The organism is Georgenia satyanarayanai (assembly GCF_900116375.1).
Taxonomy (GTDB): Bacteria; Actinomycetota; Actinomycetes; order Actinomycetales; family Actinomycetaceae; genus Oceanitalea; species Oceanitalea nanhaiensis.
Map to the genome: position 1 here is coordinate 294,050 of NZ_UETB01000002.1, position 12,287 is coordinate 306,336.

A 12,287-nucleotide genomic window follows, 5' to 3' on the forward strand; every position below is an offset into this window, starting at 1 on the left:
CACGCCGAGAGCCGGGTTCTCCGGAGAGACCCGGCTCTCGACGCGTGCGGGAAGGGCGCGCGTGCGGGCTGCGACACCCGGTCAGCGTGCCCGGGCGGAGGCGACCTCGGCCCGGGCCTCGTTCTCCTGGTCCGCCTTCGCCGCCCGCAGCCGGGAGGCGATGACGGCGCCGAAGGCCACCGCGGCGGCCGCCGAGGCGATCCCGATCCGCAGGACGTGGTTGGCGTCGGCCGGCACGCTGAGCTGGACCACGGCGGGCGCGATGAGCAGCGCGACGAGGTTCATCACCTTGATGAGCGGGTTGATGGCCGGGCCGGCGGTGTCCTTGAAGGGGTCACCGACCGTGTCGCCGATGACGACGGCGGCGTGCGCCTCGGACCCCTTGCCACCGTACCGACCGTCCTCGACGAGCTTCTTCGCGTTGTCCCACGTCCCGCCGGCGTTGGCGAGGAACACCGCCATGAGGACGCCGGCGGCGATCGACCCGCCGAGGAAGCCGGCGAGCGGACCGACGCCGAGACCGAAGCCCACCGCGATCGGGGCGAAGGCGGCCAGCAGCCCGGGAGTGGCGAGCTCACGCAGGGAGTCGCGGGTGCAGATGTCCACGACGCGGCCGTACTCGGGCCGGACCTGGCCGGTCATGATGCCGGGGTTCTCGCGGAACTGGCGGCGGACCTCGAAGACGATCGCGCCGGCCGCGCGGGTCACGGCGTCGATCGCCAGGCCCGAGAAGAGGAAGACCGTGGCGGCGCCGAGGATGACGCCCACGAGCGTGACCGGGGAGATGATGTCGTAGGCGAGCATCGAGGTGATGACCCCGCCGCCGACCTCCTTGCCGGAGTCCACGATGTCCTGCAGCGAGGTGGCGACCGCATCGGCGTAGGAGCCGAACAGCGCCGTGGCGGCGAGGACCGCCGTGGCGATCGCGATGCCCTTGGTGATGGCCTTGGTCGTGTTCCCGGCGGCGTCGAGGTCGGTGAGGATCTGCGCGCCCTCCTCGTCGACCTCCCCGGACATCTCGGCGATGCCCTGGGCGTTGTCCGACACCGGCCCGAAGGTGTCCATCGCGACGATGACGCCGACGGTGGTGAGCAGGCCGCAGCCGGCGAGCGCGACGAGGAAGAGCGAGAGCCACACCGAGCCGCCCGCGAGGAGGAACACGCCGCAGATCGCGGCGGCGATGATGCCGGCGGTGTAGACGGCCGACTCGAAGCCGACCCCGATGCCGGACAGCACGACGGTCGCGGCGCCGGTCCGGGAGGTGCTGGCCACGTGCAGGGTGGGCTTGGAGGTGGTGCCGGTGAAGTAGCCGGTCAGCCACAGGATGACGCCCGCGAGCACGACCCCGATCGTCACGGCGGCGGCGGCGATGAGCCGCGGGTCGCCCGCGTGGTCGGCGAGCTCCTCACTCACCCCGGTGATGGCGCCAAAGGTGGAGGGCAGGTAGAGGAAGGCCGCGAGCGCCGCGAGGGCCACCCCGGCGAGCGCGGAGATGTAGAAGCCGCGGTAGATCGTCGTGAGCGCGTCCTCCGTGCCCCGCACCCGGGTGATGGCCACGCCGAGCACCGCGACGACGGCGCCGATGGCCGCGACGATGAGCGGGAAGATGATGCCCTGCTCCCCGAAGGCTGCCTTGCCGAGGATGAGGGAGGCGACGAGCGTGACGGCGTAGGACTCGAAGAGGTCGGCGGCCATGCCGGCGCAGTCACCGACGTTGTCGCCGACGTTGTCGGCGATGGTGGCGGCGTTGCGGGGGTCGTCCTCGGGGATGCCCTGCTCGACCTTGCCGACGAGGTCCGCTCCGACGTCGGCGGCCTTGGTGAAGATGCCGCCACCCACCCGCATGAACATCGCGAGCAGGGCGGCGCCGAAGCCGAAGCCCTCGAGCACGGCCGGCGCGTCACCCTGGAAGATGAGCACGACGCCGGCCGCACCGAGCAGGCCGAGGCCGACGACGGACATGCCCACGACACCGCCGGTGCGGAACGCGATCCGGGCGCCCTCCCGGCGGCCGCCCGGGTGCTGGGCGGAGGCGGCCACGCGCAGGTTGGCGCGCACGGCCAGCCACATGCCGAGGTAGCCGATCGCGGCCGAGAACCCGGCACCGAAGACGAACGCCACGGCGCGCCCCACCTTGATCCCGCCGTCACCGGGCAGCAGGAACAGCAGGGCGAGGACGACGACGACGAAGAGCGCCAGCGTCCGGAACTGCCGGTTGAGGTAGGCCCGGGCGCCCTCCTGGATCGCCTGGGCGATCTCTCTCATCCGGACCGAGCCCTCGTCGGCCGCGAGCACCTGCCCCCGCAGCACCACCGCGATGACCAGCGCGATGACCGCGACGCCCGCGATGACCCCGACTATGACCAGACTTGATGCACTCAGCTCGAGCATCCGCCCTCCTCGGCAGTGCCCACCGGCGCTCACAGCAGTGTCAGCGCTCGGCGGCGTTCATGCGGCGCAACCGCCGCGCTTTGACGTGCCCGGAGTCTACGCACGTCGTATGGCTCCTGCCGAGCACTTCGGGCCGCGAGGACGCGAGAATCGCGCTGTCGGACGACCCCGCTCGTCCCTCCGTCCAGTTCCCGTTCCACCTCGCGGCCCCCGCGGGGCGATGATGGCAGGGTGACCGAGTTCCTCCCCCTCCTGCACCAGCTCGGCGAGGGCGACGACCGGCTCCTCCATGTCGAGCGCATCCCGGCCCGGCCGGGGCGCACGGGCAGCTGGCCGGTGTGGGCGGACGCCGACCTCGTCGCCGGCTACCGCCGGATGGGGGTCGAGGCGCCCTGGGAGCACCAGGTGGAGGCCGCCGAGTCGGTCTGGTCGGGGACGCACACCGTCATCGCCACGGCCACCGGCTCGGGCAAGTCGCTGGCGGCGTGGCTGCCGGCGATCAGCGCCGTGCGGGAAGGGGCCGAGGCGGCCGCGGGCCCGGGCTCCGGCCGGATCGCCGGCTACGCCCGCCGCCCCACGACGCTGTACCTCTCACCGACGAAGGCGCTCGCCGCCGACCAGCTCGCCGGGCTCGAGCGACTCCTCGACGCGGCGGCGCTGCGCGGGGTGCGGGCCACGACGTGCGACGGTGACACCCCGCTCGCCGAGCGCGACTGGGCCCGCGACCACGCCGACATCGTGCTGAGCAACCCCGACTTCCTCCACTTCTCGATGCTGCCCCGCCACCGGCGCTGGCAGCGGCTGCTGCGCGGGCTGCGCTTCGTCGTCGTCGACGAGTGCCACGCCTACCGGGGCGTCCTGGGGGCGCACGTGGCCCTCGTGCTGCGCCGCCTGCTGCGGGTGGCCGAGCACTACGGCGCGCGGCCCACGGTGGTCCTCGCCTCGGCGACGACGGGGGACCCCGCCGCGACCGGCGCGCGGCTCATCGGGGTGGACCCGGCCGAGGTGCACGCGGTCGTCGAGGACACGGCGCCCAGCGGCACCCGCACGATCGTCCTGTGGCAGCCCGGCTTCACCCGGGAGGGGCGCCAGTGGCCCGGCGAGGGCGTCGCGCTGCCCGAGGAGCAGACCGAGATCGACGCCGCCGGCCCGCGGCGCAGCGCCTCGAGCGAGGCGTCCGCCCTCGTCGCCCGTCTCGTGCGGGCGGGCGCGCGGACGCTCGCCTTCGTCCGCTCCCGCTACGGGGCCGAGGCGGTGGCCGAGCAGATCCAGCACCAGCTCGCCGGCACCGGCCTGTCCGACCGCGTGGCCGCCTACCGCGGCGGCTACCTGCCCGAGGAGCGCCGCTCCCTGGAGCGTGCCCTGCGCGAGGGGGACCTGCTCGCGCTGGCGACGACGAACGCGCTCGAGCTGGGCGTGGACGTCTCCGGCCTGGACGCCGTCGTCATGACCGGCTGGCCGGGCACGCGCGTGTCGATGTGGCAGCAGGCGGGCCGCTCCGGACGCGCCGGGCGCGACGGGCTCGCGGTGCTCGTCGCCTCGGAGGACCCGCTGGACGCCTACCTCGTCCACCACCCCGAGGCGGTCTTCGGCCAGGCGGTGGAGGTGACGACCTTCGACCCCGCGAACCCCTACGTCCTGGCCCCGCACCTGTGCGCCGCAGCCTCGGAGGTCCCGCTCACCGAGGCGGACCTGGCGCGCTTCGGGCTGACCGACGACTCCCTGCTCCAGCTGCTCACCGCCCAGGAGTTCCTGCGCCGCCGCCCGAACGGCTGGTTCTGGAACTTCGCCCGGCCCGAGCAGCCCTCCTCCCTCACCGACCTGCGCGGTGGGCACGGCCAGCCGGTGCAGGTGGTCGAGGCCGGCACCGGCCGGGTGCTGGGCACGGTCGACGGCGCGCGTGCCGACGGCACGGTTCACCCGGGCGCCGTCTACGTCCACCAGGGCCGCACCTTCGTCGTCGACTCGCTCGCCGACGACGTCGCCCTCGTCCACGCCGAGCCCGAGGTGTCCTACCGGACCAAGGCCCGTAGCGCCACGACCGTGCGGATCATCGAGGAGCAGGAGCACGCCGGGTGGCCCCACCCCGGCGGAGCCACCGTGCGGTGGTCCCGCGGAGCGGTGGAGGTGACCTCCCAGGTGACCGGCTTCGACCGGCGGCGCCTGCCGGGCCTGGAGATCGTCGGCAGCTACCCCCTCGACCTGCCCGAGCGCGTCCTGCGGACGAGCGCGGTGTGGTGGTCGGTCAGCGCGGAGGCGCTGGCGGAGGTCGGCGTGGGCGCGGACGTGCTGCCCGGCGCTCTCCACGCCGCCGAGCACGCGTCCATCGGGCTGCTGCCGATCGTCGCCACCTGCGACCGCTGGGACCTCGGCGGTCTGTCGACCGCCGTCCACCAGGACACGCTCGTGCCCACGGTCTTCGTCCACGACGCCTACCCCGGCGGCGCTGGCTTCGCCGAGCGCGGCTTCCGGGCCGCCCGGGAGTGGCTGGAGGCCACCCTCGGGGCGGTGGCCGGCTGCGGCTGCGCCGACGGCTGCCCGAGCTGCGTGCAGTCGCCCAAGTGCGGCAACGGCAACTCCCCCCTCGACAAGGCCGCGGCGGTGCGCGTGCTGCGCTTCCTCGTCGCCGCCTGCCCCGAGTAGCGGCGGACGGCCGGCCACCCCGCCGCGCAGGTCCGGCACGGGCGCCCGCCCGCGCCACCAGCCCCGGGCCGACGTCACGGGCGACCTCGACGGTCACCTCCGTCCCCTCGACGGCGCAGCCGGCCAGGGTGGTCCCGTGCACGGACGCGACCCTCGCGGCCACGGCGCAGGCGCCGGCTCCCGCACCGGGCACGTGCAGACGCTCCGCCGCGGCCAGCGCGGCGAGGTCGGCGGCGGCCTGGGCGAGCCCCCGGCCCGCGACCACCTGCCCGAGCGCCGCGACGGCCACCAGGAGGACGAGCGCGACGGCGACCACCCCGATCCCGAGGACCGTCCCCGATCCCCGCTCCCCCGGCCTTGCGGCCGCTGGGGAGCCGGGGCGCCGCCCGCTCACGGTCCCGGCTCCACCCAGGCCCGGGCGCTGGCCCGCGCCTCCAGCGTGCCGGCGCCCAGCACCCCGGGGGCGACCGCACGGGAGACGACGACCTCCACCCACGAGCCGTCGGTCTCGACGCTCACCTCGGCGTCCGCGCCGGCGAGCTCACGGGCGACGGACGAGACGACGGCCGCCGACTCACCGATCGCCGCCGCACGGGCGGCAGCACGTGCGGCGTCGGCGCAGCGCACCTGCCCGAGGACGGCCGCTCCCAGGGTGCAGCACACGAGCAGCACCATGACGACGGCGGGCAGGACGAGCACCAGCTCCGCCGTCACCGCGCCCCGTTCGGCCCTGGGGCGTACCCGGAGACGTCCTGCCCCGCCGCCCACGTCATCCCACCTGGAGGGCCTGGCGGATGATGCCGAGGAGGAAGCCCCGCACCTCGGCGCTGCGCAGGATGACGAGGAGCAGCCCGGCGAAGCCCGCCGCGGCAAGCGTGGCGATGGCGTACTCGGCGGTGGCCATACCGGCCTCGGCCGTCTGGCGAAGTGTCCGCAGGCGGGCCTGCAGCGACACACGTGCGGTTCGTGCCCAGCGCATGATGGTTGTCCTTTCGTCGGTCCGGCTGCGAGTCAGCCGGTCCACCCACTGTGGGTCGCCTCCCGCACCCGCCGTCTGGACCGGTCCCGCTTCTGTGCACGGTGCTCTCGTGAGCCGGACCTGGGGTTCAGCGCGCCAGCAGGGACCCGACGCCCGAGAGCAGCACCGGAGCCATCGCGAGCAGGACGAATGCCGGCAGGAAGCACAGGCCCAGCGGCAGCACGAGGCGCGCACCGAGGCGCGCCGCGGCCTCCTGCGCCTCCTGGCGACGGCGGGAGCGGATCGAGGCGGCGGCCTGGCGCACGAGCGGGCACGGGTCCACGCCCTCGGTCCAGCCCGGCTCCAGGGCGCTCGCGAGGGGGCGGAGGACCGGCGGGCAGGGTTGCCACGCCTCCTGCCACGTGGCTCCCAGGCGCAGTGCCGTGGCCGCGGACCGCAGCTGCGCCGCGACCGGGTCGGGGGCCGTCGCCACGGCGAGGGCGGCCAGCGCCCCCGGGACGGAGGCCCCGGAGGCGAGGGCGACGTCGAGGAGGTCGAGGAGCACCACGGCGTCGGCCACGGCAGGGGTGCGCTGCTGCCGCCGTCGTCTCCCGCGTGCCGGGCGAGGGGCGCCGGGCCGCGTCAGCAGCCAGGGCACGACGGCCAGCGCGGCCGCGAGCGCGAGAACGGCGCTCACCGCTGCGCCGCCGCCCGCGAGCGCCGTCGCACCGCGTGCCCCGGTGCCTCCGCGGCGGTGACGAGCGCGGTGGTCCACCGCCGCCCCGCGAGGAGCAGGAGCAGCCCGGTGAGCACGCTGGCGGTCCCCCAGCCACCGTCGGTCGCGGAGCCGAGCGGGTCGGCTCCGAGGCCGGCGCCGAGGAGCAGCCCCAGGAGCGGCAGCCCGGCCAGGATGCGCGCGGTGGAGCGTGGCCCGGCGAGGGCCACCTTCCGGGCGTCGTGTGCCTGCTCCGCCTCGGTCACCGTCACGGCGCAGCGGTCGAGCACCTCGGCCAGCGGGGAGCCGAGGGTGTGGGTGAGCCGGCTGGCAGCGACCACGGTCCGGACCGCGGCGGCAGCCGCAGGATCGCCAGCGCAGTGGGTGACGAGCCGGGCCAGCGCCGGCGGGACGCCGTCCTCGCCTCCGGCCGCGCCGCCCGGCCCGACGCCGTCGACCACCGCGGCCGGGCCGAGCAGCCGACCTACCGTCGTGGCCCACGCAGCCTCCGGGGTGGCGCCGGTCCGCAGCCGGCTCGCCACCTCGGTGACGACGACGGCGAGGTCCAGCCGCCGCACCCGCCGCCGTCCGCGCAGCAGGCGCCGGACCCGGCCCGCCCACGGCCCGTCCCGCACGCGCGGGGTCGGTCGTCCGGGAGCCCACGCGAGGGCGACGAGCACGGCCAGGAGGACGAGGAGGGTCATGCCCGCTCCCGCTGGTCGAGCCGGTCCGCGAGCGCCGGCCACGCGGGCCCCTCCCGCACCTCCCCGCGGGCGGTGACGCGCAGCGCGGTGTCGCACACGAGCTCCGGCCCGCGGCGGGCGAGCACGCCGACCTCCGTCAGCCTCCGCCCGCCCTCGGTGCGGGTGACGTGGAGGACGGCGTCCAGGGCGCTCACCGCCTGGACGGCGACGGCGTGCTCGCCGAGACCGGCGAGGGACCCCAGAGCGATGAGCCGGGCGGGCACGTCGGCCGGGGCGTTGGCGTGGACGGTGGCCCAGCCGCCGTCGTGCCCGGTGTTGAGGGCGCCGAGGACCTCGCGCACCTCGGCGCCGCGGCACTCCCCGAGGACGAGGCGGTCGGGCCGCATCCGCATGGCCGCCCGGACCAGCTCGGCCATCTCGACGCCGCCGGCCCGTTGGACGTTGGCCCGGCGCACCTGGAGGTGGACCACGTGCGGGTGGTCCGGCCGCAGCTCGACTGCCTCCTCGATGCACACGATGCGCTCGTGCGGGCCCACGGTGGACAGCAGCGCAGCAAGGAGCGTCGTCTTGCCCGCCCCGGCGGCGCCGCTGACGAGGACGTTGGCGCGCGTGGTGACCAGGCCCCGCAGGACGTCGGCGAGCGGCGGCGCGACGGTGCCACCGGCGACGAGCTCCTCGACGGTCAGCGCCCGCCCGCGCTGGGTGCGCAGGCTGATGAGCGTGCCGTCGGCGGAGACGGGTGGCAGCACCGCGTGGAGGCGGGTGCCGTCGGGCAGCGCACCGTCGACCACCGGGCACGCCTCGTCGAGCCGCTGCCCGCACGCCGCCGCCAGCCTCGTGGCCAGCGCCCGGACCTCGGCCTCACCGCCGAGCTCGAGCAGCACGGGCACCAGCCCCCGGCCGCGGTCGGCCCACACGCCCCGCGCCCCGTTGACGAGGACGTCCGTCACGAGCGGGTCCTCGAGGAGGTCCTGCAGCTCACCGGCACCCACGAGCGCGGCCCGGGCGCGGGAGTCGAGCTCGAGCAGCGCCCGCCACCCCTGCACAGCCGAGCCCGCGACGACGGCGGCGCTCACCGTCGCGCCGTCGGCCTCGCCCCCGCCGCGGGCCACGGCCGCGCGGACGTCGGCCACCGTGGTCACGGGCCCAGCCCCACCGTCCGCAGCAGGCGGCGCCCGGTGGCGAGGAGCGGCCCCCGTCGCTGGTCGCCCGGGGACAGGCCGCGCTCGACACCGGCGGTGAACGCCCGCTCGGGGCGGAGCACCGCGGCGAGCGGGCGCCCGCACACGTCGGCGACGTCCTCGGGCAGCAGGGTGCCCGCCGCCGGTCCGCGCACCACCAGCCGTACCTCACCGAGGACGCCCACCGCCGCCGCGGCAGCAGCGGCCGCCCGGGTGTCGCAGGCGGTGAGCAGGACCGTCTCGTCGCACAGCGCCAGCCACTCCCGGTCCGCGCCCGGCGCCAGCACCGCGCGGGGCAGGTCGAGGAGGACGGCGTCGGCCGCCCTGGTCAGCGCGCCGACGGCGTCGAGCGCCACCGGGTGCCCGCCGGCCACACCCCCGCGGACGTCCGAGGAGAGCACCCGCACACCGAGCCACTGGGGCAGCGCGGCCATGAGCCGGTCCGGTGGGAAGCCGCCACGCTCGGCGAGGACGTCGCACCATCGCGGGCCGGGGTCGTGCTCGACCCCGAGGAGCACCTCGAGCCCTCCGCCCGCGGGGTCGAGGTCGACCAGCGCCGTCGTCCGCCCGGCGTCCACCGCCAGCCGCGCGAGCACGGCACCGAGCGCGGAGGTCCCCACCCCGCCGACGGCGCCCACGACCCCGACCACCCGAGCGCGGCGGGGTGCGGCCGCGCGGCTGAGCGCGTCGAGCACCACCTCGGCGTCCGCGGGCAGGTGCAGCCCGCCGTCACCGAGCTCGAGCACCTCCCCGGCAGCCGCGGTCCCACGCCAGGCCGGGCCGGCTGCGTCACCGCGGTCGTCGAGGAGCACCGCCGCCACCGCCGGCGGATCGCTGCCGGGCGGGCGCACGTCCAGCTCCACGCCCGCGAGGACGCACAGTCGCCGCACCCGCTCGATGACGTGCCGGTCCCCCGAGCGGAGCACCGCCCGTACCGCTGCCTCCATGCTCGCCCTCCTCTCACCTCGAGGATGACGAAGCCGGGGCACGTCGGGGCGGGCACGGCCCTCGGCTGGGGAGGAGTCGCCCGCGAGCCGGCCCTGGGGACCGGCGGTGGCTCAGCGCCGGGGCGCTCGGGAGGGGCCGGGCCTGCCCGCGGGAGCGTCGTCGTCCTCGAGGGGGTGCTTGGCGAGGAAGACGATGGCGACGGTGAGACCGCCCCAGATGATGAGCATGGCGAGCAGCATGAAGACGATCGCGAGGGGGGTCATCGCCGGGCCTCCTGGGACGCTGACAGCGGTTCGGGGGTGAAGTCGTCGACGGGGCGGCGCCACGGGATGAGGGTGTACACGAGAGCGGCGACGGCCATGAGGGCGAGCGTGCCCCACCCGGCGATGTTGAGGAAGGCCAACGGGTAGTCCTCGTACCGCTCGCCGAGGAGGGTGCTCAGGCTCGTCACGAGCATCACGGTCAGCGCGATGGGGACGATCGCCCCGACGAGCACGCTCCACCAGCGGCCCACGTGACCGGTCGACACGGCGTTGAGGTGGGCGCGCAGCTCGGGCAGCCTACGGGCGCCCAGCGTGACGATGACGCAGGTGGCGATCGCGGAGAGGACGACGCCCACCTCGTTCGTGTACTTGTCCACGGTGTCCAGCACGGCCAGGCCGGAGGTCGAGGAGTACAGCGCGAGCGAGATGACCGCCGCGAGGCCACCGATGAGCAGGGAGACCTGGACGCGGCTGAGCCCGAACTTCTCCTGGAAGGCCGCCGAGACGACCTGGAGGATCGAGATGAGGGAGGTGAAACCCGCGAGCGCGAGCGAGGTGAAGAAGAGGATCCCGAAGATCGGTCCCCCGGGCATCATCGAGACGATCTGCGGGAAGGTCGCGAAGCTGAGCATCGGACCGGTGAGGTTCTCCAGCTCGCCCACCGCCACGCCCTGCTGGGCGGCCATGAAGCCGAGGGTCGCGAAGACGCCGATGCCGGCGAGGAGCTCGAAGGAGGAGTTCGCGAAGGCGACGACGTACCCGGTGGGGGCGACGTTCGACCGCCGCTTGAGGTAGCTCGAGTACGTGATCATGATGCCGAAGGCGATCGACAGCGAGAAGAAGATCTGGCTGTAGGCGGCGATCCACACGTTCGGGTCGCCCAGCGCCTCCCAGTTCGGGGTGAAGAACGCGGTGAGCCCGTCGGCGGCGCCCTCGAGGAACAGGGCCCGCACGACCATGATGAGGAAGAGGACGGCGAGCAGCGGGATGAAGATCCTGTTCGCCCGCTCCAGCCCGCGCTGGACGCCGAGCGCGAGGACGGCGAGGACGACGAGCCACAGCACGAGCATCGGCCAGAAGATCCCGCCGACGTAGTCGGTGCTCAGGCCGGCGCCGCTGTACCGGAGGAAGTCACCGGTGAAGAAGGCCGCAGGGTCCTCGCCCCAGGCCATGTCGACGGAGAAGCCGATGTACCTGATCGCCCACACGACGATCACGGTGTAGTAGGTGGCGATGATGAAGGAGATGGCCACCTGGAACCATCCGAGCGGCTCGAAGCCCTTCCCCAGCCGCCGGAACACCGCCGGCGCCGAGCCGCGGAAGCGGTGCCCGAGGGAGTAGTCGAGCAGGAGGATCGGCACACCTGCCGTGAGCAGGGCGACGAGGTAGGGGACGAGGAAGGCGCCGCCGCCGTTCTCGTAGGCCACACCGGGGAACCGCCAGATGTTCCCCAGGCCGACCGCCGATCCGACCGCGGCCAGGATGAAGCCGTACTGGCCGGTCCACTGCTCACGTTCGGGTGCCGCTGTCCGCTCTGCCATCGGGTCCCCTCGTCGTCAGGCCACCGGCGTCGGTGGTGCCGCGCAATCTAGCCCTCCCGCTCGGGCGACGACGAGCGCACGTCTCACCTGTCGGACAGACTCTCCTCGGGGCGCCCGCGGACCGGGCCGTTAGGGTCGGGGCAGGAGGTTCTTCGTGCCACACACTTCCCCGGGACGTCCGGCGGCGTTCTTCGACCTCGACAAGACCGTCATCGCCGGCTCCTCGTCCCTCGCGCTGTCCAAGGCGTTCTACGCCGCCGGGCTGCTCACCCGCGCCGGGGCGCTGCGCGGCCTGTACGCCCAGCTCGGCTACCTCTCCTTCGGGGCCGACCACGACCAGACCGAGCGCATGAAGGAGCGCCTGGCACGTGTCTCCCTCGGCTGGGACGCGGCGCGCACCGAGGCCGTGGCTGCCGCGGCGGTCGACACGCACGTGCGTCCGGTCGTCTACCGGGAGGCGCTCGAGCTCATCGCCGAGCACCGGGCGGCGGGTGAGGACGTCGTCGTCGTCTCGGCGTCGAGCGAGGTCGTCGTGCGCCCGATCGGGGAGCTGCTCGGTGCCGACCACGTCATCGCCACCCGGCCCGTCGTCACCGACGGCCGCTTCACCGACCAGCTCGAGTTCTACGCCTACGGGCCGACGAAGGCGACGGCGATCCGCGAGCTCGCCCGCGAGCGCGGCTACGACCTCACCGCCAGCACCGCCTACAGCGACTCCGTCACCGACCTGCCGATGCTCGAGGCGGTGGGCAACCCGGTGGCCGTCAACCCGGACCGTGCCCTGCGCCGCCACGCGATCGCCCAGGGCTGGCTCGTGCGCGACTTCACCCGCCCGGTGCCGGTCCGACCACGTCGCCGGCCGGGCGCGCCGGCGGCGGTGGCCATGGGGACCGTCCTCCTCGCCGCCCTCGCGTGGCGGACGTGGCGGCGCACCGCGCGCTGA

At 75.2% G+C, this 12,287-nt stretch carries 11 protein-coding genes and 1 pseudogene; 2 read left to right on the top strand and 10 right to left on the bottom strand.

Annotated features, from left to right (window positions below; translation table 11 throughout):
* Window positions 1-81: 81 nt before the first annotated feature.
* Window positions 82-2,391 (bottom strand): sodium-translocating pyrophosphatase, encoded by a 2,310-nt coding sequence (locus DSZ44_RS05560; protein ID WP_110851603.1) that lies wholly within the window; start codon window positions 2,389-2,391, stop codon window positions 82-84.
* A gap of 231 nt (window positions 2,392-2,622) precedes the next feature.
* Between DSZ44_RS05560 and sftH the strand changes: the two genes are divergently transcribed.
* Window positions 2,623-5,034 carry a DEAD/DEAH box helicase gene (gene sftH / locus DSZ44_RS05565; RefSeq protein ID WP_110851604.1) on the top strand — a complete coding sequence of 804 codons (2,412 nt, stop codon included), beginning with the start codon at window positions 2,623-2,625 and terminating at the stop codon, window positions 5,032-5,034.
* A gap of 88 nt (window positions 5,035-5,122) precedes the next feature.
* On the opposite strand, the pseudogene DSZ44_RS05570 reads toward sftH, so the two are convergent.
* The 9 genes and pseudogenes from DSZ44_RS05570 to DSZ44_RS05610 form a co-directional block, all read right to left on the bottom strand.
* Window positions 5,123-5,530, bottom strand: a pseudogene (locus tag DSZ44_RS05570) (Rv3654c family TadE-like protein); the annotation flags it as partial.
* Entirely contained in the window at window positions 5,425-5,748 is a 324-nt protein-coding gene (locus tag DSZ44_RS05575) for a TadE family type IV pilus minor pilin (protein ID WP_258369251.1), read from the bottom strand. The pseudogene DSZ44_RS05570 and the gene DSZ44_RS05575, both read right to left, overlap by 106 nt.
* A 55-nt stretch (window positions 5,749-5,803) precedes the next feature.
* Window positions 5,804-6,049 carry a DUF4244 domain-containing protein gene (locus DSZ44_RS19080; RefSeq protein ID WP_502530279.1) on the bottom strand — a complete coding sequence of 82 codons (246 nt, stop codon included), beginning with the start codon at window positions 6,047-6,049 and terminating at the stop codon, window positions 5,804-5,806.
* A gap of 91 nt (window positions 6,050-6,140) precedes the next feature.
* On the bottom strand, window positions 6,141-6,689 hold the full coding sequence (locus DSZ44_RS05585) for a type II secretion system F family protein (RefSeq protein WP_181424541.1): 549 nt from the start codon (window positions 6,687-6,689) through the stop codon (window positions 6,141-6,143).
* On the bottom strand, window positions 6,686-7,411 hold the full coding sequence (locus tag DSZ44_RS05590; RefSeq protein ID WP_110851606.1) for a hypothetical protein: 726 nt from the start codon (window positions 7,409-7,411) through the stop codon (window positions 6,686-6,688). The genes DSZ44_RS05585 and DSZ44_RS05590 overlap by 4 nt, the downstream gene beginning before the upstream one ends.
* Complete coding sequence (locus DSZ44_RS05595; RefSeq protein WP_110851607.1) at window positions 7,408-8,553, bottom strand: TadA family conjugal transfer-associated ATPase; 1,146 nt, start codon at window positions 8,551-8,553, stop codon at window positions 7,408-7,410. Before DSZ44_RS05595 ends, DSZ44_RS05590 begins: the two co-directional genes overlap by 4 nt.
* On the bottom strand, window positions 8,550-9,539 hold the full coding sequence (locus tag DSZ44_RS05600) for a CpaE-like family protein (protein ID WP_110851608.1): 990 nt from the start codon (window positions 9,537-9,539) through the stop codon (window positions 8,550-8,552). Before DSZ44_RS05600 ends, DSZ44_RS05595 begins: the two co-directional genes overlap by 4 nt.
* A 111-nt stretch (window positions 9,540-9,650) precedes the next feature.
* Window positions 9,651-9,803, bottom strand: coding sequence for a methionine/alanine import family NSS transporter small subunit (locus tag DSZ44_RS05605; RefSeq protein ID WP_110851609.1), 153 nt, complete (start codon window positions 9,801-9,803; stop codon window positions 9,651-9,653).
* Window positions 9,800-11,344 (bottom strand): sodium-dependent transporter, encoded by a 1,545-nt coding sequence (locus tag DSZ44_RS05610; protein ID WP_110851610.1) that lies wholly within the window; start codon window positions 11,342-11,344, stop codon window positions 9,800-9,802. The genes DSZ44_RS05605 and DSZ44_RS05610 overlap by 4 nt, the downstream gene beginning before the upstream one ends.
* A gap of 154 nt (window positions 11,345-11,498) precedes the next feature.
* Between DSZ44_RS05610 and DSZ44_RS05615 the strand changes: the two genes are divergently transcribed.
* On the top strand, window positions 11,499-12,287 hold the full coding sequence (locus DSZ44_RS05615; RefSeq protein WP_110851611.1) for an HAD family hydrolase: 789 nt from the start codon (window positions 11,499-11,501) through the stop codon (window positions 12,285-12,287).

Bases quoted from the DNA above. Each gene is read 5' to 3' on its own strand.
- DSZ44_RS05560 (WP_110851603.1), bottom strand. From the start codon at position 2,391: ATGCTCGAGCTGAGTGCATCAAGTCTGGTCATAGTCGGGGTCATCGCG.
- DSZ44_RS05590 (WP_110851606.1), bottom strand. From the start codon at position 7,411: ATGACCCTCCTCGTCCTCCTGGCCGTGCTCGTCGCCCTCGCGTGGGCT.
- DSZ44_RS05600 (WP_110851608.1), bottom strand. From the start codon at position 9,539: ATGGAGGCAGCGGTACGGGCGGTGCTCCGCTCGGGGGACCGGCACGTC.
- DSZ44_RS05605 (WP_110851609.1), bottom strand. From the start codon at position 9,803: ATGACCCCCCTCGCGATCGTCTTCATGCTGCTCGCCATGCTCATCATC.
- DSZ44_RS05610 (WP_110851610.1), bottom strand. From the start codon at position 11,344: ATGGCAGAGCGGACAGCGGCACCCGAACGTGAGCAGTGGACCGGCCAG.